The sequence below is a fragment of the Arenibacter sp. F26102 genome, assembly GCF_023015865.1.
In the GTDB taxonomy this organism is placed as follows: domain Bacteria; phylum Bacteroidota; class Bacteroidia; order Flavobacteriales; family Flavobacteriaceae; genus Arenibacter.
This window is the reverse complement of the sequence record NZ_JALKBC010000010.1, coordinates 43,653-64,498: the sequence shown is the minus strand read 5'-3', so window position 1 is coordinate 64,498 and position 20,846 is coordinate 43,653. Positions and strand designations below refer to the sequence as shown.

19 protein-coding genes are annotated in these 20,846 nt (G+C 38.1%); 9 read left to right on the top strand and 10 right to left on the bottom strand.

Going from position 1 to position 20,846, the window contains the following annotated elements; translation table 11 throughout:
• Positions 1–229 precede the first annotated feature (229 nt).
• Together purU and MWU78_RS14705 are read left to right on the top strand one after the other, a co-directional pair.
• Positions 230–1,081 carry a formyltetrahydrofolate deformylase gene (gene purU, locus MWU78_RS14710; RefSeq protein ID WP_246999042.1) on the top strand — a complete coding sequence of 284 codons (852 nt, stop codon included), beginning with the start codon at positions 230–232 and terminating at the stop codon, positions 1,079–1,081.
• A gap of 55 nt (positions 1,082–1,136) precedes the next feature.
• On the top strand, positions 1,137–1,838 hold the full coding sequence (locus MWU78_RS14705; protein ID WP_246999039.1) for a DUF4197 domain-containing protein: 702 nt from the start codon (positions 1,137–1,139) through the stop codon (positions 1,836–1,838).
• 274 nt (positions 1,839–2,112) lie between these two features.
• Here MWU78_RS14705 and MWU78_RS14700 read toward each other — a convergent pair whose 3' ends face one another.
• A complete protein-coding gene (locus tag MWU78_RS14700) occupies positions 2,113–2,892 on the bottom strand; it encodes an alpha/beta hydrolase (protein WP_246999037.1) in 780 nt (259 codons plus the stop codon).
• A 183-nt stretch (positions 2,893–3,075) separates the two neighbouring features.
• Here MWU78_RS14700 and MWU78_RS14695 point away from each other — a divergent pair, with 183 nt between their 5' ends.
• Entirely contained in the window at positions 3,076–3,270 is a 195-nt protein-coding gene (locus MWU78_RS14695) for a hypothetical protein (protein ID WP_246999035.1), read from the top strand.
• 8 nt (positions 3,271–3,278) lie between these two features.
• Here the strand turns inward: MWU78_RS14695 and pyrF are convergent, their stop codons facing one another.
• Complete coding sequence (gene pyrF / locus MWU78_RS14690) at positions 3,279–4,097, bottom strand: orotidine-5'-phosphate decarboxylase (RefSeq protein ID WP_246999033.1); 819 nt, start codon at positions 4,095–4,097, stop codon at positions 3,279–3,281.
• Positions 4,098–4,102: 5 nt separating this feature from the next.
• Positions 4,103–5,179 (bottom strand): peptide chain release factor 1, encoded by a 1,077-nt coding sequence (prfA, locus tag MWU78_RS14685; RefSeq protein WP_246999031.1) that lies wholly within the window; start codon positions 5,177–5,179, stop codon positions 4,103–4,105.
• A 386-nt stretch (positions 5,180–5,565) separates the two neighbouring features.
• On the opposite strand from prfA, the gene MWU78_RS14680 reads away from it, so the two are divergent.
• The gene (locus tag MWU78_RS14680) at positions 5,566–6,213 is read left to right on the top strand and encodes an ATP-binding cassette domain-containing protein (RefSeq protein ID WP_246999029.1); all 648 of its coding nucleotides are present in this window, start codon (positions 5,566–5,568) and stop codon (positions 6,211–6,213) included.
• A gap of 3 nt (positions 6,214–6,216) precedes the next feature.
• On the opposite strand, the gene MWU78_RS14675 is transcribed toward MWU78_RS14680, so the two are convergent.
• The 4 genes from MWU78_RS14675 to MWU78_RS14660 form a co-directional block, all read right to left on the bottom strand.
• Entirely contained in the window at positions 6,217–7,170 is a 954-nt protein-coding gene (locus MWU78_RS14675; protein ID WP_246999027.1) for an FAD:protein FMN transferase, read from the bottom strand.
• 287 nt (positions 7,171–7,457) lie between these two features.
• Positions 7,458–7,898 (bottom strand): Rieske (2Fe-2S) protein, encoded by a 441-nt coding sequence (locus MWU78_RS14670; protein WP_246999025.1) that lies wholly within the window; start codon positions 7,896–7,898, stop codon positions 7,458–7,460.
• A gap of 49 nt (positions 7,899–7,947) precedes the next feature.
• Positions 7,948–9,126, bottom strand: coding sequence for an AIR synthase related protein (locus MWU78_RS14665; protein ID WP_246999023.1), 1,179 nt, complete (start codon positions 9,124–9,126; stop codon positions 7,948–7,950).
• Between the two features lie 89 nt (positions 9,127–9,215).
• Positions 9,216–11,402 (bottom strand): glutamine synthetase III, encoded by a 2,187-nt coding sequence (locus MWU78_RS14660; protein ID WP_246999021.1) that lies wholly within the window; start codon positions 11,400–11,402, stop codon positions 9,216–9,218.
• Positions 11,403–11,598: 196 nt separating this feature from the next.
• Between MWU78_RS14660 and MWU78_RS14655 the strand changes: the two genes are divergently transcribed.
• A complete protein-coding gene (locus tag MWU78_RS14655) occupies positions 11,599–12,612 on the top strand; it encodes a glutamine synthetase beta-grasp domain-containing protein (protein WP_246999019.1) in 1,014 nt (337 codons plus the stop codon).
• Positions 12,613–13,027: 415 nt separating this feature from the next.
• On the opposite strand, the gene MWU78_RS14650 is transcribed toward MWU78_RS14655, so the two are convergent.
• Entirely contained in the window at positions 13,028–13,966 is a 939-nt protein-coding gene (locus MWU78_RS14650) for a calcium/sodium antiporter (RefSeq protein WP_246999017.1), read from the bottom strand.
• 712 nt (positions 13,967–14,678) lie between these two features.
• Here MWU78_RS14650 and MWU78_RS14645 point away from each other — a divergent pair.
• Genes MWU78_RS14645 through MWU78_RS14635 form a run of 3 tightly spaced genes read left to right on the top strand, consistent with a single transcriptional unit; the run spans position 14,679 to position 17,355 of the window.
• A complete protein-coding gene (locus MWU78_RS14645) occupies positions 14,679–15,695 on the top strand; it encodes a bifunctional oligoribonuclease/PAP phosphatase NrnA (RefSeq protein WP_246999016.1) in 1,017 nt (338 codons plus the stop codon).
• Positions 15,692–16,237 carry a gliding motility-associated peptidyl-prolyl isomerase GldI gene (gldI, locus tag MWU78_RS14640; protein ID WP_246999014.1) on the top strand — a complete coding sequence of 182 codons (546 nt, stop codon included), beginning with the start codon at positions 15,692–15,694 and terminating at the stop codon, positions 16,235–16,237. Before MWU78_RS14645 ends, gldI begins: the two co-directional genes overlap by 4 nt.
• A gap of 11 nt (positions 16,238–16,248) precedes the next feature.
• Positions 16,249–17,355: a peptidylprolyl isomerase gene (locus MWU78_RS14635; RefSeq protein WP_246999012.1), complete on the top strand. Its 1,107-nt coding sequence runs from the start codon at positions 16,249–16,251 to the stop codon at positions 17,353–17,355.
• Between the two features lie 155 nt (positions 17,356–17,510).
• Here the strand turns inward: MWU78_RS14635 and MWU78_RS14630 are convergent, their stop codons facing one another.
• Together MWU78_RS14630 and MWU78_RS14625 are read right to left on the bottom strand one after the other, a co-directional pair.
• Entirely contained in the window at positions 17,511–17,972 is a 462-nt protein-coding gene (locus tag MWU78_RS14630) for a CBS domain-containing protein (protein WP_246999010.1), read from the bottom strand.
• A 164-nt stretch (positions 17,973–18,136) separates the two neighbouring features.
• A complete protein-coding gene (locus MWU78_RS14625; RefSeq protein WP_246999008.1) occupies positions 18,137–19,597 on the bottom strand; it encodes an aminoacyl-histidine dipeptidase in 1,461 nt (486 codons plus the stop codon).
• Positions 19,598–19,668: 71 nt separating this feature from the next.
• On the opposite strand from MWU78_RS14625, the gene MWU78_RS14620 reads away from it, so the two are divergent.
• Entirely contained in the window at positions 19,669–20,736 is a 1,068-nt protein-coding gene (locus tag MWU78_RS14620; RefSeq protein WP_246999005.1) for a DUF3810 domain-containing protein, read from the top strand.
• The last annotated feature ends 110 nt before the right edge of the window (positions 20,737–20,846 follow it).

Below are 20,846 nucleotides of genomic sequence, written 5' to 3'. Positions count from 1 at the left end.
AATTAAATGAAAACCACCTTTTATACAATTGTTCCCTATAGTGGTTATTGGAGCAATTGAAATAACTAGTCGTACACATTTTAATAGACAAAAAAAGGACAATTATACGGGTGCAATTTAACGAAATCGCAAATTATACAACCATAAAATTAGAATATTATAAAAATACCCTGTAACCAGAGTACTTCATTCCTAAAATCCTAATTTTACGACTTAAAACAAATTAACCTTGAAGACAACCATCCTCATTAATTGCCCGGACCAATCTGGAATAATAAGTTCCGTAACTGGATTTATACATAAGAAAGGCGGCAATATTATTTATATAGACCAACACGTAGATAAAGAAGCGGGGGTCTTTTTTATGAGACTGGAAAGTGATTTTGAAAAGAACATTCCGGCGGTGAAGAATTTGAAACAAGAATTCGAAAAGGAATTGGCCCAGTCTTATAATATGGAATGGAGTTTACATTTGGGATCTTTTAGGCCAAAAATGGCACTATTCGTTTCTAAATACAATCATTGTTTATACGATTTGTTAAGTAGGTACAACTCAGGGGAATTGGAAGTTGAAATCCCCTTTATTCTTAGTAATCACAGTGATCTGGAATATGTTGCCAAACAATTCGATATTCCCTTTTTCCACATACCGGTAACGAAAAGCACAAAAAATGAAGCTGAAAATCGTCAACTGGCGCTTCTAAAAGAATATCAAATAGATTTTATAGTATTGGCCAGATATATGCAAATTGTAACTGGCAAAGTAATAGACCATTATCCCAATAAAATTATCAATATACACCATTCCTTTCTCCCTGCATTTGCCGGGGCCAAGCCTTACCATGCTGCCTTTGAAAGGGGCGTTAAAATTATTGGAGCTACTAGCCATTATGTTACCGAGGAACTGGATGCCGGCCCTATAATAGAGCAGGATGTTACTACCGTAACCCATGCGCATAGTATTAAGGATTTTATAACCAAGGGACGGGATTTGGAGAAAATTGTACTATCCAGGGCGGTAAAGCTTCATATTAGAAGGAAAACTATGGTCTACAACAACAAGACTGTAATTTTCTCGTAGTCCACGTACTAAATTCCTATAGCTTAAGTTATAGTTATAACTTTAAAATTTAGAAATGAAAAAATTATTATTAGCCGTAGTCCTATTTCAATTCGTTGGATGTTCGGAATTACAACAGGTGGTCAATCAATTACCGCAAGGTGGAACCATTGGCAATGACGAAATTGCAAACGGACTTAGAGAAGCCCTCACGATGGGTATTGATAAACAGGTAAGTAAACTAACCCAAGCCGATGGCTTCTTTGGCAACGAATTGGTGAAAATTATGCTGCCCGAGGAATTACAAAAAGTAGACAAGACCCTGCGGGATATAGGACTTTCCAATTTAGCGGATGAAGGACTTAAAATACTTAACAGGGCAGCTGAGGATGCCGTTAAGGAAGCTACGCCGATATTCGTTAACGCAGTTAAGGGCATCACCTTTAGTGATGCTAAAAATATCCTATTGGGCGCAGATAACGCAGCCACCATCTACCTTACCAACGCAACACAAACAGAACTCTACAACAAATTTAATCCTGTTATTAAAAATTCCTTTGAAAAAGTGGGGGCAGATAAAATATGGAATAATCTGATTACCAGATACAACAATATTCCCCTTACCAATAATGTTAATCCAGACCTAACAGATTATGTTACGCAAGAGGCTTTGAACGGTGTTTTTACGATGATCGCGGTGGAAGAAAAAGAAATTAGGACCAAGGCATCTTCTAGAACCACAGCTGTTTTGAAGAAGGTTTTTGCGCTGCAAGATTAAAAGTGTCTGATTTATAGATAATTGATACAATAAATCTATTTTATGATCGTTACAATTATAAGTCTGGATGACAGCCTATAAATTGCCCAAGTAGCAATACAATTATAAAATAAAAGTTTGAGTTAGTATTTTTTGAGTTAGTTAGTTTAAAACCGGTGGGAGCACCGGTTTTTTTTTGTTTTAATAGCAGTTAATGTAGATTAAAAACCATTTCCATAAGGGCTATAATTTCAATAAAAAAAATTTCAGAAGTTATAGGAAAAATACCTTTGATCTATTTTATTAAAAGATATTCTATTACCGTATCATTAAAAAATTGAGGTTGCTCAACATTCACCACATGCCCGCAGTTCTGGACTACAATCAACTCAGAGCTTTTATGGTCCATTACTATTTGTTTAATGGTAGGCAAGAACAGATAATCCTCTGCACCCATTACATAGAGTGTAGGAATCTTTATATCCACTGTCCTGAAAAAATGTAGTAGCGGATTAATTTCCGACGTCAACTTAAACCATCGAATGAATTCCTTTTGATATAATTTCTTGGCCTCGCGAACAAAAAGTGACCGCGATTCCTTATGGTTCTTATTGGGCATAATTACAAAGGCAAAAAATTTATATAGCCACAAATAAGGGACTATTGATTTTAAAATAACTCCCAACCTCATTAATATTTGCGACCTCAGGTTCAATTTCATAATGGCTCCTCCCATAATCATGCTCTCCACCCGATGGGGATGTTTCTCCGCTAAATTTCGAATTAAAATGGTACCTAAAGAAATTCCAATGAAATGAGATTTTTCAATCTTTTCAAAATTGATTACCTCCAATATATCCTCGGTTATATTGTCAAAAGTATATTTATTCTTGAAGGCATCCTTAAGAGGTACTTTAGAGTTCCCATGCCCCCTAAGGTCCAAAAGCAGTACATTAAAATGTTTTTTAAATTCCCTTAACTGCTTATACCAAATGGTAGAGCTACCCCCTGCACCATGCACAAAAGTCACCCATTTCGCGGACGTATTATGGATATGTATATTATAACTGATCAATATGCATTTTTTATAAAAGTAGCATTAATTTCGACATCCCATATAAGTCCTAAGTATTTCGAATTATACCATTGGTATTAATCCAAGGTTAAAAAATAGATAAATTACCTGATTATTAGACCAATACCCCCTTATAGAGCGGACACAAACTTTGTTTCTATTTATATTTGTAAAAAAAAGTTTATGAAAAATCAATATTGCAAAGTGGGCTCAATAACACCTATGGGCAATGGCACTGATGAAATAAATCTTTTGGAGCACCAATACCAAAGTTTTATGGACAAGGCTTCACGTATTAAACATTCAGATTTAAAACTTGCCGAATTTTTTGAATTGAAGGCCATGAAAATCCAAAAAATAATCCAAAATCTGGTTTAATAAATACCTTAGAGTTTTTTCAGCTCCATACTCATTTCCAGTTGCAGCTCCTTGGCCTTTTCAGCCGACACCTGTGCAAAGTCCTGTTGGTTCGAGGCGTAAATGATTCCTCTTGAAGAATTTACCAAAAGACCAACATTCTTACTCATTCCATATTTACACACTTCGGACAAACTGCCGCCTTGTGCCCCAACCCCTGGAACCAACAGAAAACTCTCTGGGATAATTTTTCTTATTTCTGTCAAGAAAGTCGCCTTTGTAGCGCCGACTACGTACATTAAGTTTTCCGAATTTTTATAGGATTTGGAAATTTCCAAAACCTCTTTATACAGCTCTCGGCCATCTACCATTTTGGTCTGAAAATCAAATGCCCCCATGTTGGAAGTAAGTGCCAACAATATGGTGTGCTTATCCTTAAAAGCTAAAAATGGCTCCACGGAATCCCTTCCCATATAAGGAGCAATAGTTACCGAATTGAACCCTAAATCTTCAAAAAAGGCTTTGGCATATCTCGAGGAAGTGTTGCCTATATCTCCACGTTTGGCGTCTGCGATAGTAAATATTTCGGGATAATTACTATTTAAATAGTCGATCGTTTTTTCCAAAGCCTGCCATCCCTTTATTCCGTAAGCCTCATAAAAGGCCGTATTGGGCTTATAGGCAACACATAAGTGGTGCGTAGCATCGATAATGGCCTTGTTAAAAGCAAAAATGGGATCATCCTCATCTAAAAGGTGTTTTGGAATTTTATCCAAATCGGTATCCAACCCAATACAAAGAAAGGATTCCTTTTTTCGAATCTGTTCAACTAAAAACTGAGTGGTCATAGGAATTAAAATATCTCAGAGGCTTCCTTTAGTTTCTCCGTATTCTCAACCAAACTCAATTCGTCTATTATACGTTGAATATCCCCATTAATAATGTTTTGCAAGTCGTAAAGCGTTAAGCCGATTCTATGGTCCGTAACCCTACCTTGCGGGTAATTGTAGGTTCTAATTTTAGCGGAACGGTCACCACTGCTCACCTGGGAGTTTCTCTTGGCAGCATCTTCCTCCTGTTTTTTCGCCAATTCCATATCATACAACCGCGAGCGCAATACTTTAAATGCCTTTTCCTTGTTTTTATGCTGTGATTTCTGATCTTGACACTGTGCTACCAGTCCCGTTGGAAGGTGGGTTAAACGTACAGCGGAATAGGTTGTATTCACAGATTGACCTCCCGGTCCTGAAGAACAGAAAAAATCTATTCGGACTTCTTTTGGGTCAATCTGTACATCAAAATCTTCTGCCTCTGGAAGCACCATTACGGTTGCTGCACTGGTATGCACCCTACCCTGGGTTTCGGTCTGCGGAACACGTTGAACCCGGTGCACGCCTGCTTCAAACTTCAGGGTACCATATACATCCTCTCCCGTTACCTCGAACTGAATTTCCTTATACCCTCCACTTGTTCCCTCACTTAGGTCAATAACATTCGTTTTCCACCCTTTGGATTCACAATATTTAGTGTACATTCTAAAAAGATCACCAGCAAAAATACTGGCTTCATCACCTCCAGTACCTGCTCTTACCTCAACCACTACGTTTTTGGAGTCTTCAGGATCTTTGGGTATCAGCATCAATTTGATTTCCTCCTCCAATTTCGGCAATTTTTCCTTGGCCTCATCCAACTGCATTTTGGCCATATCTACCATTTCCTTGTCACTACCATCGGCCAAAATCTCCTCCGCCTCAGAAATGTTATTGGTAAGCTCTAAATAAATAGTTCTCTTATCTACTAGCTGTTTTAAGTCCTTATATTCCTTATTAAGTGCCACATAACGCTTCTGATCGGAAATAATACCAGGCTGAATTATAAGGTCCGAAACCTCATCAAAACGCTGCTTTACTATGTTTAATTTATCTATCATATACAATCTACACTTGGACTGCGAATTTACGATAATTTTGTACATTTAAGCATATACCATTAAGAGATGAATTCAATTTTCAATTTTAGAACCTATCAATTGAGTTTTCTCTTTGCCAAACCGTATCTATGGATATCCTTTCTCCTAACCGTTTTTATGCTGTTTAGCGGCAAGCTTATTTTTAAGATTTCCCACCCAACAATAATGATCCTAAGTTCCAAATTATTGTTCTACTTAGGCGTTTTTCTATTTTATTTTGAAATTGGCCTGCGAAAACGTTTAACGTTTTACCAAAATTTCGGCATATCAAAAACAGTCCTTTTTGTTCTTGCATTACTGTTCGATACTTTCATTACCTCGGCATTCATGAACCTTATCCATTTATTTTGATATTGGAAATAGACAGCGTTGATTTGGAATTCGATGGGAAAAAGATCCTATACGGCATTTATATAAAGTCTGAAAAAGGAAAAGTTACCGGAATCCTCGGAAGAAATGGCAGTGGAAAAACTTGCTTATTGAGAATTCTGTTCGGTGACTTACAACCAAAATATAAGAACATCCGCAGCAATGAAAAGTGCTTCCCCAAACCTTTGTACCAAACAGGTATAATTGGCTACCTGCCCCAATATCCACTTTTACCAAAGACTTTAAAAATCAATTTGGCATTTAAGCTATTTAATGTTTCATGGGAGTCCTTTACCGGCCATTTCGAAAGCTTTAAAATATATGGTAATGCAAGGATCAAAGATTTGTCTTCAGGAGAGATACGGGTTATTGAAGCCTATTTAATACTGCTGTCCCAAAAGGAAATTATACTGCTGGACGAACCATTTTCCTTTATTGCACCACTATTTGTAGAGAAATTCAAAGCATTGATCAAGGAGGTAAAAAAGACAAGTATTATTATTTTAACCGATCACTTTTACGAAGATATTATTGAGGTAAGTGATACCATTTATCTTCTTAAAAACGGATGTTCAAAAGAAATAGTAGAAAAGGAAGAACTTGTTGGCGAGGGTTACTTGAACTAACAACTAATCGAATAAAATACCACTACTATTGTGCATCTTATTTTTGTCATCCACAATAATTACCTCTGTACCTTTTATTTGATTTATCAACGCCATTCCCGAATCCAGGCCAAGTACAAAAATAGCCGTAGCCAAAGCATCCGACCATTCGGCGGTTTTGGAAAAAACAGAAACACTATTTATACCCGTCGTAGGTAGTCCTGACCTGGGATCTAATATATGGGAGTATTTCTTTCCGTCAAAGGAAATAAATTTATCATAACTTTCAGAGGTAGCTACTGAAGATTCCAAAACTGGTAGCCAGGAAAATATCTTATCCTTACTAAGCGGATTGGCTATACCGATCAACCATTTTTCCCCTGTAGCCTTTGTTCCCCAAGTGGTAAGATCTCCTGAAGCATTGATAACACCGGCACGAACCTGCTTTTCCACCATTAGTTCCTTGGCCTTATCCGCGGCATATCCCTTAGCTATGGCGCCCAAGCCAATCTTCATGCCTTTCAGTTGTAAGAATACGGTATGATTGTCCTCATTGAGGACAATTTTCCTGTAACCTACCTTACTTACGGACTGTTTAATTTGTTCCTTGGTAGGCTTGTATTTCATAGAGCCGTCAAATTTCCAAATTTTGTCCAGCCCGGCAAATGTAATATCAAAAGCGCCATCGGTAATTTCAGAAATTTGATTTGCCCTTTCTATGAGCTTAAATAACTCCACGCTAACCTTAACAGGCTTTATACCTGCATTTCTATTTATCTCTGAGGTTTCCGATTCCTCGTCCCAAGAAGATATCAATTTTTCTATCCTTTTAATTTCAGATACGGCCTCCTCTATATTTATATACCCTATTTCCTCGTTATCGGCAACTATGGTGATATCAAATTTTTCACCCATCAAAGTAAAGGTTCGTTGAACAGTAACGAACTTTTGCTCTTGAGCATGGCCCATTAGCGCCATACAACATAAAATAAGAGAAAATAAAACCCTCACCCTAAAACGAAATTAAAAATTGAACTATTTTCCTTCATAAAATTAAAAAGTGAATCGCCATTGACAGATTTCAATTTACCACGAGACAACCTATAAAAATTAACCTTTGCCCTATTCAAAAACCTATGATTATTAAAAGAGCGAATAATTCCATTGCCTAAAAAAGGAAATCCTAAAAAGACATATGGTAAGGGTGTGCAGAAAGATTTTAGGGGGAAATTCATGAAAGAAAGTAGGTTATAAATCCGAATTGATTATTCAAATACACGAAGGATCTGCCCGTTCAACTCCGTTTTAAAAATTTTCAGTGGTTTAGCCGGAACGCTATCAACTTGATTTAAAGGGGTGCCGTCCAGTTCAAATCGCGACCCATGTACATCGCAGTGAAAAATACCTCCATTACTAGTTGTAAAACGGACTTGATCATATGATTCATGACTACAAACCTGACTAGCTGCCACAAAGTTACCATCCAAATCTTTAACCACTACCACCAAATTTTTTAAAATAAAACTGCCAAGGTTCGCCAACTTAGCTCCCTCTGAGGAATTCAAATCAATGGTAAAGTTGACACTCTCAGGGATTTCCACAATATCGCCGTTGTTGTTATCTTTGGAACACCCATTTAAACATGGAAATGTAAGGGCGAACGCTGCTCCAGTGCCTAAAGTCCTTAAAAACTGCTTTCTTTCCATAACGTAATTTCTTTATAAAACAACGTTGAAAAAAGGGTATTCGTATACCTTAATAGACAAAGGCGCCGAACTCGCTTTCAATTGTGAGCTTTTTAACAGAATTGGCTTCCACTTTACCCACAATTTGTGCAGACACCCCGAAACTTTCCGAAATGGCGATAATGTCATTGGCAATGGATGGATCTACATACAGTTCCAACCTATGGCCACAGTTAAAAACTTGGTACATTTCCTTCCAGTCTGTCCCCGATTGTTCCTGAATTAATTTAAACAATGGAGGAACCGGAAACAAGTTATCTTTTATAATATGGAGGTTTTCCACAAAATGAAGAATTTTGGTCTGTGCACCTCCGCTACAGTGTACCATTCCGTGAATATCCCCCGCCTTATATTTATTGAGTATTTTTTTAACTATTGGTGCATAGGTGCGGGTTGGAGACAATACTAATTTCCCAGCATTCAAGGGAGAGTTGGGAACCTCATCGGTCAACTTTACATTACCGGAATACACCAAATCCTCAGGCACTGCAGCATCATAACTTTCAGGATATTTATCTGCCAAGTATTTTGCAAAAACATCATGTCTCGCAGAGGTAAGCCCATTGCTTCCCATACCACCATTATATTCCTTTTCGTAACTGGCCTGTCCAGAAGAGGACAATCCAACAATCACATCCCCGGCCTTAATATTGGCATTGTTGATCACGTTACTCCGTTTCAATCTTGCCGTCACGGTGGAATCCACGATTATGGTCCGTACCAAATCCCCTACATCTGCAGTTTCTCCACCAGTAGATCTAATGGTAATTCCGTGTTTTTCCAAATCATCGATCAACTCCTCGGTACCATTTATTATAGCAGATAAAACCTCTCCGGGAATTAAATTTTTATTTCTCCCAATGGTGGAGGACAACATAATATTGTCCGTAGCCCCAACACATATAAGATCATCAACATTCATGATCAAGGCATCTTGGGCTATTCCCTTCCAAACGCTGACATCCCCGGTCTCTTTCCAATACATATAGGCCAAGGAAGATTTGGTTCCTGCCCCATCGGCGTGCATTACCAAACAGTAATCACTATCATTGGTAAGGTAATCGGGCACAATTTTGCAAAAGGCCTGCGGAAACAAGCCTTTATCAATATTTTTTATGGCATTGTGCACGTCTTCTTTGGAAGCAGAAACCCCTCTTTGATTGTATCTTTTGCTGTTGGATGAGCTCATGAATATAAGTTTGCGACAAAAATAGTGGAATCCATAAAAAAAAGCCCACAAATTGTGGGCTTTTAATCCAATATTTTATAAACGTCCAATTATTTAATGAACAACAGTTCCCTATATTTGGTCAGGGGCCAGTATTCATCTCCTACCACCTGTTCCAATTTATCGCAATGGTAGCGTATCTCATCAAAATATGGGCGCACATTGTCACAGTAGGCAAAGGCTTTCTTGTTTATATCCGACATATTATTGGCTTTTTTTCTTTCATCCACCATGGCATCGGTCTTAATTTTTATGGCACGGATGTGCTCTGAAATGCGCTCAACAATGTCCAATTGACTTTCTGACATTTTTTTATGGGCGGCACCGTAAATCTCTTTTAGACCTACCACATTTTTTATTAATTTATTCTGATATTCCACGGCAGCCGGAATAATATATCCGTAGGCAAGCTCATTAAACACCCTACCCTCTATCTGAATGTGGAGGATATATTCCTCCAATTCAACTTCCTTTCGCACCCTCACCTCTATTTCGCTCAGGACGTTCATAGACTTGAACAATGCCAAGCTTTCTTTAGAAGTAAGTACCTGTAATGCCTGAGGGGTATTCTTATTATTGCTTAAGCCACGGGATTTTGCCTCATTTTCCCAAGCTTTACTGTAACCATCTCCCTCGAACCTTATCCTCTTGGAGGTTTTAATATATTCCCTTAGGACATTGAAAATGGCCTCATCCTTTTTAAGTCCTTTCTTATCCACCAATTGATCTACCTCTTTTTTGAAGGCAATAAGTTGCTTGGCCACAATGGTGTTTAGAACGGTCATTGGTTTTGCACAATTGCTTTTGGAACCTACCCCCCGCATTTCAAATTTATTTCCTGTAAAGGCAAAAGGAGAGGTACGATTACGATCCGTATTGTCCAATAAAATTTCTGGTATTTTACCAACTACATTCAACTTTAACTCCGTCTTTTCCTCGGGAGATAATTTCCCCTTGGTAACGCCTTCCAACTCGTTTAATACCTCATTCAATTGCTCTCCGATAAAGACAGACAATATTGCAGGTGGAGCTTCATTGGCACCCAATCTATGATCGTTGCTTGCAGAAGCTATGGAAGAACGCAATAATTCCTCATAATTATCAACTGCTTTTATGGTATTCACGAAAAAAGTTAAAAACTGGAGGTTTTTCATCGGAGTAGACCCTGGACTAAGTAAATTAACCCCGGTATCTGTAGCCAAAGACCAATTGTTATGCTTTCCAGAACCGTTTATATCCTTGAAGGGCTTTTCATGAAAAAGGACTTTAAAAAAGTGCTTGTCCGCAATTTTTTCCATGACGTCCATTAGTAACAGATTGTGATCGACCGCCAAATTGGTTTCCTCAAAAATGGGTGCTAATTCAAACTGGTTGGGTGCCACTTCATTATGCCTTGTTTTTACGGGAATACCCAATTTGGTGCATTCCATTTCCAAATCTTTCATGAAATTCAACACCCTATTTGGTATAACCCCAAAATAATGATCATCCAATTGTTGCCCTTTTGCTGCAGATTGCCCAATTAATGTCCGGCCAGCCAAACTTATATCAGGCCGTGAAAATGCCAAGGATTTGTCAATCAAAAAATATTCCTGCTCCCATCCAAGGGTTGCATAAACTTTGGTCACGTTTTTATCAAAGTACTTTGCTACGGCGGTAGCTGCTTCGTCCATTGCCCCCAAAGCCCTTAGTAGTGGGGCCTTATTATCTAGGGCCTCACCGGTATATGCCACAAACACTGTGGGTATACATAAGGTGGTTCCATATAAAAATGCGGGCGATGTTGGATCCCAAGCAGTATAGCCCCTCGCCTCAAAAGTGTTTCGAATTCCTCCATTCGGGAAGCTGGAAGCATCGGATTCCTGCTGCACCAATTGCCCCCCACCAAACTTTTCCATTACCCTGCCTTCCGGTGAAAAGTCAAAGAAAGCATCGTGCTTCTCCGCTGTGGCACCAGTAAGTGGCTGAAACCAATGGGTATAGTGTGTAGCACCCATAGATATAGCCCAAGTTTTCATGCCCTCGGCCACCTGATCGGCAACTTTTCTGTCTATTTTGGCACCGGACACTACAGCTGCCTTCACCCTGTCATACGCATCTTTGGTCAAGTATTGCAACATTCGCTCCTCGTTGAACACGTTTACTCCAAAATATTCCGAGCGCCTCCCAGTCTCCTCAACTTCTAATTTACTCCTAGTATGGCTGTTAGCTATGGCATTAAACCTTTGATTTGACATAAATACTTTTTTGACAAAAATAACAATTCATTAAAATAAACCACGAAAAATAACTATTTAATAATTTACCCCATAAAAAATAGGGGGTTCAAGAAAAATAACACCATTTTAATCATTTAACCCACTAAAAAATGGCGTATATGGTGAAAATTATTATTTTTGTCTGCGTTAATAATAAAAATCAACAAGAAATATTATGAGCAAGTCTAAATTAGAATACATTTGGTTGGATGGGTATGAGCCCACACAGAACATGAGGAGCAAAACAAAGGTTGAGGAGAATTTCAGTGGAAAACTGGAAGATTGCCCAATCTGGTCCTTTGACGGAAGTTCAACCCGCCAGGCTGAAGGAGGATCTTCTGACTGCGTTTTAAAGCCAGTGGCCATTTATCCTGATCCACATCGCATTGATGGTTATTTAGTAATGACCGAGGTTATGAATGCCGATGGCACTCCCCACGTATCCAATGGCAGAGCTACAATTGAAGATGAAGACAATGATTTCTGGTTTGGATTTGAGCAAGAATATTTCATAATGGACACTAGAACGGAACTTCCTTTAGGATTCCCAAGAGGTGGATATCCAAAACCACAAGGTATGTATTACTGTTCTGTTGGTGGTCTTAATACCCATGGTCGTGATTTGGTTGAAGAGCACGCCGATGCATGTATTGATGCAGGCCTAAACTTCGAAGGTATTAACCAAGAAGTAGCTTGTGGCCAATGGGAATTTCAATTGTTCGCCAAAGGTGCCAAAAAAGCTGGTGATGAAATTTGGATTGCCAGATACCTTCTTGATAGATTGACCGAAAAACATGGTTACTATATTGAATACCATCCAAAACCACTTGGTGATACCGATTGGAATGGTTCAGGAATGCATGCGAATTTCTCCAACACTACATTGAGAACTTGTGGGTCAAGAGAAGTTTACGAAAAAATATGTGAAGCCTTCCGTCCAGTTGTTAAAGAACACATTGCAGTTTACGGTGAGTTCAACGATCAACGTTTAACAGGAAAGCACGAAACAGCCTCTATTCATGACTTTAGTTATGGTATTTCAGACAGGGGTGCCTCTATTAGAATTCCGATCATCACAGTTCAAAAAGGCTGGAAAGGTTGGTTGGAAGATAGAAGACCAGCTTCTAACGGAGATCCATACAAAATTGCCGGTAGAATCGTTAAAACTGTTAAATCAGTTAAAATATAAAGAGAATAAAAATAATTGTTGATTATTTTTACCGACCGTTCCTCTTGTAATAAGAGGGGCGGTTTTTTTTTGCCCTTTATTTTCCTACAGCAACTTGGTTAAGCATTGGATTATTCATCCCAAAAATCGCCAATCATAAATTCCCAGGAATCATAACCCATATAGGTAATCTCCAAAGTGTCATTATGCTCTCTAAAATTAAAGTGAATTCTAAACTGCTGTCAATATTGGAAATTACCGAACAACCCTATTCTTAACCCTAAAATTGACAAAGGATATTGGCTCTATGATTTGCGCATCGAGGAACATTCCACTTAAAAATTCCTTTCCTTGGCCATGACCAATTAAATAAAACAAAATTAAGAAAGCTATAATTTTGGATCTTTTTCACATCCGCCGAATATACTATCGGCTTTTAGGTAATTGTTAAATATACAAATACCACGTACACGGCTATAAGGATTAGCCCGTCCTTCCACCCTAACCGAAGGCCCTTTGGCAAAAACACCAAAGGAAGGACCATAAAAGAAATACCCAACATCCAAAAAATATCGTTGCTCAACAGGCGTTGATCTACCACCCTGATTGGCGTTATCATTGCCGTAATTCCCAAAACGGCGAGAAGATTAAAAATATTGGACCCAATAAGATTTCCCAAAGAGATGGCCTTTTCTTTTTTCAGCACTGCAATTATGGAGGCCGCCAATTCCGGAATACTGGTTCCTATAGATACCACAGTCACAGCAATTACCCGCTCACTAACACCATATATTGTAGCCATTCCCACTGCTCCCTTTATCAATAGCTCAGATCCTCCCCAAAGGGTAAGATCACCTAAACTTAAAAACAATATCGTTTTATATAGTGGCAAAGGAACATCGTCTTCAGGTAATTCATCAACAACGGCCGTCTTCTGAAATCGTAATAGATACACCAAGAAAACAAAGAGGACAACCACCATTACAATGCCCTCATATCTCTGAATTTCACCATCAAAATAGATAAAACCAAAAAACAACATGGATGCCACCATCATAACTGGCCAATCTGTAGTATAAAAACTTTTTTTGACTTCTATACTGCCAAGGATAACGGTTATAGCCAATACCAAACCTAAATTGGCAATATTGGAACCAACAACATTCCCCAGCGCCAAATCGGGAAAGCCTTCCAGAGCTGCATTTACACTGACTATAAGTTCCGGTGCGGAGGTGGCAAAGGAAACTACGGTCATCCCTATAACAATCTTTGGAATGTTGAGCTTTAGGGACAAGGCAACGGCTGCCTTTAAAAGCCAATTTCCTCCTGCAATCAACAAAACAAGTCCTAAAACAATAAAAAGTAAATCCAGCATTAAAGGTTTTCCGGCAAATATAACCAAGAATCCGACTCTTTTTTCCTCCTACCCTAGCTTTCAATAAAAATTTTGGAAGTATAAAATGTGTTTCAAAAATTCATCGATTTCAAAGGAAAACAATAAAAAAAGTACTTTTCCCAATAAAATCCTCATTCCATTTCAATAAACAACCAAAAAAGTATATTGTTTGATTACACATTACCACCTTTAATCGTATTTATTATTTCGTATTACAACTCCAGTCAAGAAGTATTTTAAAAAAGTATAATTCAATTGATTATTTTGATTACGATATTGTAGTCAAATATCTTAATTCCATCATCGAGTTTTGGAAATCTACACAAGTATTGTATATCTTAAATGGATAAACGATTATTACACTATTCATTAACCATAAAACTTGTATTATGATAACACTAACCAAAATTTTATTGTTCCTGATTGTTTCAATATTTTTCCGGAAATAGAAATTAAGATATCGGCCTATATTATTTCAACGTCTCTGCCCTTAACATAGGGGGACGTTTTTACCCAACAAGAAATAATTCATGCTATCCCAATCATAAAACCCATAACATCCAAGTCCCTGGTAATTTTCCACGCCTAAAATTATAGCACATAATCAACGTGGCAAACCTCAGTTTACACAGCTTATAAAAATAGATTCTTGGAACAATGGCATATAGTATTAAATTGTATCTTTGCGCCCATGAATTTAGAAATTACAAAGGCTATAAAGACGTTATTGAACGTACCACAAAAAATTGTAATTATACCTCACAAAAATCCTGATGGCGATGCTATTGGTTCTACCTTGGGCTTATGGCATTATTTGAAGAACAAAGGACAGGACGCTACCATTATTGTGCCCAACGATTTTCCTAAATTCTTGAAATGGATGCCAGGAACCGAACAGATAATAATTTTCGAAAAAGACGCCTCAACGGCCAGGCAGCTCATAAACAACGCCTCTATTATATTTACTTTAGATTTTAATCACTTGGGTAGGATTGGACAATTGCAGCCTCTATTGGAAGATGCCTCGGCAACATTTGTGATGATCGATCATCACCAAGAACCTGATGATTACGCCAAGATTACTTACTCTGATGTTAGCATGAGTTCCACTTGTGAAATGGTTTACAATTTAATTGAAGGCCTAAATGACGTAGAATGCATTACCCCGGAGCTTGCAATTTCCTTATATACCGGTATTATGACCGATACCGGATCTTTTAAATATTCTTCCACCACTAGTCGTACCCATACCGTGGTCGCCAAATTAATTGAAAGAGGTGCCAAAAATACGGAAGCACACAACAAAGTATATGATACCAATACACCGAGCAGATTACATCTACTGGGTTGCGCTTTAAAAAACATGGTGATCCTTGAAGAGTTCAATACGGCATTTATTACCCTGTCACAAGCGGAGTTGGACGCCAATGATTATAAAAAGGGAGATACCGAAGGATTTGTGAATTACGGCTTAACCTTGGAAGGAATAGTGTTTGCCGTAATTTTTATTGAAAACAGGGAAGAAGGAATTATTAAAATCTCCTTTAGATCTGAAGGTGATTTTTCTGTTAATGAATTCGCCAGAGCCCATTTTAACGGAGGTGGACATACCAATGCGGCAGGAGGGCGAAGTGATGTTTCCCTGGAAGACACCACTGCCCTATTTAAATCCTTACTACCCCAATACAAAGCTGATCTAAACGCATGAAACACTTTTTATTCTTTTTCCTGATTATCGCCATTGTAAGTTGTGGTGGTCCGGAGCCACGAAAACCGGTTAAAGTTAAAACAGGAAGCATTTTACAGAAATCAGTGGAACGCAATAAGGAGCTATTGGCCCAAGAAGAAAAACAAATAATGGAAATTATTAAAAATGATTCCATGAACGACTATTTCTCTAGTGGCATTGGCTCATGGTACCATTATATATACCAAAACAACGACTCCAATTATTACCCACAAACAGATGACTTGGTTACCCTGGAATACAATGTGATCAGTTTTGGCAACGACACCATTTATTCCAAGGAACAAATTGGGCCTATTACTTATAAAGTAGATAAACAGGACCTTTTCCCAGGCTTAAGGAATAGTATAAAACTATTAAAAGAGAATGAAAGTGCTACGTTTTTATTCCCTTCCTCATTAGCGTACGGTTATCACGGGGACAACAATAAAATTGGGGTAAACATCCCAATTAAATCCACTATTACCATTTTAAAGATCGATAAACAAAAAGACAACAATTAAAATTAAGTAAAATGAAGAGAATTTATTTATTATTGGCAATCGTATCCATAGCATTTTCCAGCTGTAAGTCTAGCAAGCATGCCGATTTGGGAGATGGTATTTTTGCAGATATCACCACTACCCAAGGTGAAATTGTCCTTAAATTGGAATACCAAAAGACACCATTAACCGTTGCCAATTTTATTTCCCTTGCAGAAGGCAAAAACCCCTTTGTTAGTGATAGCCTAAAAGGAAAAAAATACTTCGATGGAATCATCTTCCACAGAGTCATTAAAGATTTTATGATTCAAGGCGGTGATCCCACTGGAACGGGGACAGGAAATCCTGGGTATAAATTCAAGGATGAATTTAACGATTCACTTACCCACCATAAGGCCGGAATTCTATCGATGGCCAATTCTGGACCCACTACCAACGGAAGTCAATTTTTCATTACCCATAAGGAAACCCCTTTCTTAAACGGCAGACATACAGTTTTTGGCGAGGTAGTTGTAGGAATGGATGTAGTTGATTCCATTGCCAATGTTAAAACAGCGCAAGGCGATAGACCTATTACAGATGTAGTCATGAACACTGTTGAAATTATTAGAAATGGGAAGGAAGCCAAAAAATTTGATGCCGTAAAAATTATGAGCAATTATTTTGCCGAGGAAGAGGAAAGAACCAAGGCAATGGAGAAAATGAAAACCGATTTCGTAGCCCAACTTACCACAGAGGAAGGTTCCGCCAATGAACTTCCTTCTGGCCTTAAAATACTTACCTTGGCCGATGGCAATGGTGAAAAACCCAAAGTAGGTCAGAAGGTAAACGTTCTATATGCCGGGTATTTATCTGATGGATCACTTTTTGATAGCAATTACGAAGAGATTGCTAAAAAATATGGAGTATATGACGAGGCCAGGAAACAAGGTCGCGGATATGAAGCAATCCCTATGGATTATAGCCCGGAAGCAAGGATAATCCCGGGTTTTAAGGAGGGGCTTATGCAAATGAAGGTTGGAGATAAGGTTCGTTTGTTTATACCATCGCATTTAGGCTATGGTGAAGCTGGATACGGGCCAATACCTCCGGATGCAAAGTTGGTTTTTGATCTAGAAATTACAGGCATAGCCCAATAATTATACTCCAAAAGATAAAAATCCTTGTTGATCTCCAATATAGAGACCAACAAGGATTTTTTAATTTCCTTTTTTATTATACCGGTACCCTTACAAGCTAAAATGTATCAGGGCCTAAAGAAATTTCCCCTTCTAATCTATCTCAGGAGAAAATCCTATTTCCAGTTTTGTGGTTTAAGCTTCAAGGTAGCTTTTAATATGTCTTTCTGGGAAATTTGTCCAACCAATTTTCCATTTTCCACGATTGGAAATCTTCTTCGTTTTTCATTCAAAAACTTATTGGCCGCATCGAAAATATTCATATTACCGTCAATGGTTTCCACATTTTTTATCATGTGTCCCTCCACTGTTAAATTTGAGCTAGGCAAATTGTGATATCTATTTTCGCTTATATGTTTTATACAATCGCCTTCAGAAATCATCCCGACCAATTCGTTATTATCGTTCACCACAGGACCTCCTGAAATTTTATACTTTATAAGGGATACTATTACCTCCTCAACGGATTGTTCAGGCTTAAATGTAATCAGCTTTCTGGTCATATAATCACTTACCCTAAGAGGTGGTTCCTCACTGGGTTGTTGAATTCTTCGCCCTTGAAAACTTTTAATTCCCATAACGGATATTACTTTGTTTCTACTAAAAATAAGGAATTTTAGGATGCCAACCTAGAAAAATAAATTAGTATTAGCTAAATTGGACATACCTACGAATGGCCGGGACGAAAATTATACATCCCAGTGTTTATTAATTTACAATAGATAATTTTAAAAGGTCTCCGCTATTTTTTTGGGATTTCCTCTAGGATTTTTACAGTAAACTTCCAAAATTTTTGCAATGATGATATACTAGCCCGCTCATCAGGTGAATGTGCCCCTTTAATCGTTGGACCAAAACTTATCATGTCCACATCCGGATAATTCTTCCCTAAAATACCACACTCCAGACCTGCATGACATGCCACTACATTTGGCTGATCCTTAAACAATTCAACGTATTTGGATTGCAACAGCTTTAAAATATCCGAATCAGGATTGGGATCCCAACCAGGATAATCACCACTTAAAGTCACTTGATATCCTGCCGTTTCAAAATTACCCTTAAGGCTATTGGCCAATTCCATCTTTCCAGCTTCCACTGAAGACCTAGTTAAACAGGCGATTTTTACGGTTCCATTTTTCACAACCACCCTAGCAATATTATTTGAGGTCTCAACCAAATCTTCCATTGCTTCACTCATGGCGTACACCCCATTATGGGCATTTTTAACGGCTTTCAATAAGGCTTGCTGATCTTGGGCTTCCATAAGCGATTCTGAAGTCTTGGAAGGTGTGGCTACGATACTAAGGTTGGGTTCGGTAGTGGCAAAATCCTTTTTCAAACCTTGGGCCCAATCCAGGAACATAGCATTAAACCTTTTTGATTCCGAATTATCTACCACCACCAATGCTGTACTTTCCCTAGGAATTGCATTTCTTAAACCTCCCCCATTAATTTCTGAAACCCGTAAACCAACATGCTCCTGCCCCAGCATCAATAAAGAATTCATAATCTTATTGGCATTACCCAGACCTTTATGAATATCCATACCACTATGCCCCCCGGAAAGGCCTTTTACGGCTATTTTATACCCTTTACAACCTTCTGGCAAAGTTTCTTCCTTATAATTTCCAGTGGCGGTAATATCTATTCCCCCTGCGCAACCAATATCGATCTCATCATCATCTTCCGTATCTAGATTCAATAAAATTTCACCTTGCAACAAACCGCCTTTCAACCCTTTCGCCCCTGTCATTCCGGTTTCTTCATCAATAGTAAACAAGGCTTCCAATGGAGGATGGGAAATATCAGTACTTTCCAAGAGTGCCATAATGGTAGCAACCCCTAGACCGTTATCAGCTCCCAAAGTTGTTCCTTTAGCCCTTACCCAATCTCCGTCCACGTACATTTCTATACCCTGGGTACTAAAATCGAATTCGGTATCGGCATTTTTTTGATGTACCATATCCAAATGGGATTGGAGGATGACCGACTTTCTATCTTCCATCCCTGTGGTGGCCGGCTTCTTAATAATTACATTGCCAACAGCATCCTTGATTGTTGTGAGACCAAGGGCATTCCCAAAATCCATCATAAATGCTATTACCCGTTCCTCATGTTTGGAAGGTCTTGGTACTGCGTTTAAATCAGCAAATCTATTCCAGATATTCTTAGGCTCTAAATTCCTTATTTCGTTGTTCATATGCATAAATTATAAAATCAAAAATACAGATAGAAAAACAACCATGCTAGATTATTGGTTATTTTTGATTTGTGAATAAAAAAATAAAAAATTTAATTGCCCTTTTAATAATTCCTCAGGTAATCATAGTAAAGTGGTTGGGCAATTACCCTGAATTTATAGAAACCTATTACAGTAATGGGCTATATCCCATTATTTCAGGATTTTGGCGAACTATATTGGGTTGGATTCCTTTTTCTGTCGGTGATTTAATATACGCACTTCTGATTATCTTGGGAATAGGATATATCATTGAAAACAGATTGGCCATTAAAAAAAACCTACTCGGATTCTTAAGGGATATTGCCATGGTCTTATCCGTAGCTTACTTTACATTTCATCTCTTGTGGGGTTTAAATTATTACCGAGAACCCATTGCAAAAACATTGGAAATAGGTGGAAAACACAGTCAAGAGGATTTGCTGAACTTGGTAGACCAACTTGTTCGGAAAACCAATGAAGTCCATTTTCAAATTACTAGGGACACCGGTAAGATTGTTGAAGTCCCCTATACCAAAAAGGAAATTTTAGACCTTACGTTAATGGGTTATGAAAGCCTTGGAAAGCAAATACCCTTATTCACTTATAATCGACCAAGCCTAAAGCAGTCGATTTTTAGTACGGCTTTGACCTATATGGGTTATGGCGGGTATTTAAATCCGTTTACCAATGAGGCCCAAGTAAATAGCAAGCTACCCAATTTTAGATTCCCGGTCATATGTGGCCATGAGATTGGCCATCAATTGGGATTTTCGGCCGAGAATGAAACTAATTTCATTGGATATCTGGTAACGGTCAACAATGAGGATATTTATTTTAAATATTCCGCCTATGCCTACGCCCTTAGTTATTGTCTTAATGAACTTGCAAGGCGTGACCTCGATGTCTTTAAAAGCCAATATAACAAACTCAACCCAGGAGTTAAAAAGAACTACAAAGAAGTAACCAACTTTTGGCTGGCACATGAAAATCCGCTAGAGCCCGTTTTTAAATCTATATTCAACAGCTTTTTAAAGGCCAACAATCAAAAAGACGGTATAAAAAGTTACAATGCCGTTGTTTCACTCTTGGTAAACTATTATCGGCAAAACCCAATTTAAGGAATAAGCAATTTGGATTTCACCCCCTAATACTTATGCGGAATATCGCATCTAAGCTCACTAAACATGAGATTTTTTATGTTATAAATAGCTTAAAACAGTCTTTATTA